The following is a 2610-nucleotide window of genomic DNA, read 5'->3' on the forward strand; positions in this document are numbered from 1 at the left end:
GGTTTGGTTTTTCTTGATAAGTTGCGGTTCAAAGGTGCCGTCACGGTCACGAGGCGTCTCAATTTCTATCTCACCTTCATCACAAATGACGGTCTTAGATGTGTAACCGTTACGTGCATTTTTACCTTTTCTAGACTAATGTTTTTCATAACCAAGATGGTCGGTCAGTTCACCATTTAACGCAGCCTCGACGGTGATTTTCTTGAGCATCCGTGAAAATTGATTGAGGTCTTCTGGTGTTTTTAGGTTTTTGGCAAATTCCGCTGCCAAGGCGTGAAGTTGTTTTTCGTTCATAATAAAATACCTGTGTCTGAATGTATTATCTCAGAAACAGGTATTTACACAAATTGTGGGAGAGGCTCATTTATTGAAATTTAATTATATTTCCATTCATTGATGATAGTTTTATACTTTCAATAACCTCTATTGATTCTATTGCCGTTTTTATATTTGATACAGGTTGTTTTCCTGTTTCAATACCTTCAATTAGACTTAAAATGGCATCTATCATTCTTTCATTTGGAGTAGTATTGTGTTTTGAATAGACTAAATCTAAATGTTCATACTTGCTACCTGATGAATTTTCACTACTTGAAAATTTATATAAATCATAAGATGATCCATTGTTGTATAATCTTATTCGCCCATTTTCGCCAAGTATGTCTAATTCAAACATATATTTCATTGGGGAAGAACTAGTACCTTTAATGAACCCAATAGAATTAGACTTAAACTTTATCATTCCTGTTCCTCCGACATCAGAAATACCGTGAACATTTCTCACAAAATCTTTTTGAATATCTCCAACAACATATTCAATATCTGAACCAGAAAAATAAAGCAATAAATCTATTAAATGGCTTGTACTCGTATGTAAAGCAGTTGCACCATAACCAACTAAAGAATAAATATTCCCTATAGCATTTGAATCTAATAGTCCCTTGATTTCTTGAATAAGATTATCCCAACGAAAAATGTAATTAACAGCGATAATAACATTATGCTTATCGCATAACTCAACTATTTCCTTAGATTATTCTAGAGAATAAGAAATAGTCTTTTCACAGAAAATCACTTTAACTCCATTCTTAATACACTCTTTGATGATATCAAAATGTGTTTGAATAGGTGTACATATACTGACAATATCAAATTTATTAGATTTCAGCATTTCTTTATAATCTGTATATCCATTTGGTATATCACATTCTTTTTGGATAGAATCTACCAAAGATTTCTTAACATCACATACTGATGATATTCGTATATTTTCAATACTTTTATATGCTTTAATATGACTCCATATGATTTTTCTGTTTGGATCTTTATCTATACCATAAGCAATCAAGCCTAATCCTATAACACCCACATTATACATATTAATCTCCATGGGATTTTTTCCTCAATGAAATAACACATCCTACAATAACGATTGCAGCACCAAAACCTTGATAAATAGAAATAGTTTCACCTAAAGTAAAGTAACCAATAAACGCAGTAGATAAGGGAACTGTTAATTGAATAATATTGAAAACAACTACCCCTTGTTTTTGAACAATATAAAATGCAAATAACATACCTGTTAGCATTCCATACATTCCAGCAAAGATTAATCCGATCAGCAAGCCTGAACTAATATCTTGTAATTGATAAATAACACCTGTATTACTTGCTAAAAGTAGATAAACAAGTCCAGATAAAGTAGCAGTGGATGCACTGATAACGATGGCATTTAATTTTTTTGCGACCTTTTTAACGAAAAGGTTTTGAATAGATTGAATAAATATAGCTGTCCCCAAAAAGAGTGACCCTGTTATAAAATCATTACCCCCACCAGTTTTGTTGCTATAAATTACAAATATCAAAGAACCAATTACAGATAAGACGCTACCAATATAAAAGCTCTTTTGTTTTACTTTTTCCCTTTCATCTTGAAAGAAAATTGCGGCCATAATAACAGCTAAAGGCATAGACATAATGCCAAAAATACTGCCTGCTAAAGCTGAAGTATATTTAAGACCATTAATAAAAAAATACATATTACCAGTCATAAAAATAGCTAACAAAAGAAGATATAAGATGATTGAAGGTTCTCTGAGCAACTTAAGTAGTTCTGTTCTATATTTTAATATACAAATAAAAACGAATAACAACCCACCAGAGAGAAATCGAACAGCATTATTATTTAAAGTATCAAAATGAATACTCATATAACGCATAATAGGAAAACCAAAACCCATTAACAAAACATAAGAAAATCTTATAAAAGAATCATTACCCATACGACTAAGCCCCATACCTAAAAGGTAAGTAAGATTAGGTAATTATAAAATATTTGTATTGTTTCTCATAGAAAAAGAGCATAGATTTTGACATCTATGCCCTTTTCCTATAATCTGTTTCGTGCGTTCTTTGCTAAGATAACACTAAGATAACAGACCCTAGACAAGTCATATCTTAGCAAAGGGTAGCTAGTAATGCGACCCTATCCCAAATTCTGTGTAAACACCCATTTCAACTTAACGGTGATCGTCTAGGCGATCATCAAAATCAATCATAAATCGATTCATCGCCGGTTTCCGGTTCTGAATCGGCATTGTCCATTTTTTT

The 2610-nt window shown here is 31.9% G+C and carries 3 protein-coding genes and 1 pseudogene; all 4 read right to left on the reverse strand.

Annotation, left to right across the window (positions count from 1 at the left end):
- A pseudogene (locus B0183_RS11510) lies at positions 1-294 on the reverse strand (transposase); the annotation flags it as partial.
- Positions 295-364: 70 nt separating this feature from the next.
- Positions 365-1024: a Gfo/Idh/MocA family protein gene (locus tag B0183_RS12535; RefSeq protein WP_327078142.1), complete on the reverse strand. Its 660-nt coding sequence runs from the start codon at positions 1022-1024 to the stop codon at positions 365-367.
- A gap of 9 nt (positions 1025-1033) precedes the next feature.
- On the reverse strand, positions 1034-1378 hold the full coding sequence (locus B0183_RS12540) for a Gfo/Idh/MocA family protein (RefSeq protein WP_207552023.1): 345 nt from the start codon (positions 1376-1378) through the stop codon (positions 1034-1036).
- A 1-nt stretch (position 1379) separates the two neighbouring features.
- Entirely contained in the window at positions 1380-2282 is a 903-nt protein-coding gene (locus B0183_RS11520; protein ID WP_021114484.1) for a DMT family transporter, read from the reverse strand.
- Positions 2283-2610 lie beyond the last annotated feature (328 nt).

Source organism: Glaesserella parasuis (genome assembly GCF_002015085.1).
Lineage (GTDB): Bacteria > Pseudomonadota > Gammaproteobacteria > Enterobacterales > Pasteurellaceae > Glaesserella > Glaesserella parasuis.

Excerpts from the sequence above, each read along its gene's own strand:
- B0183_RS11520 (WP_021114484.1), bottom strand. The coding sequence starts at position 2,282 with ATGGGTAATGATTCTTTTATAAGATTTTCTTATGTTTTGTTAATGGGT.
- B0183_RS12540 (WP_207552023.1), bottom strand. The coding sequence starts at position 1,378 with ATGTATAATGTGGGTGTTATAGGATTAGGCTTGATTGCTTATGGTATA.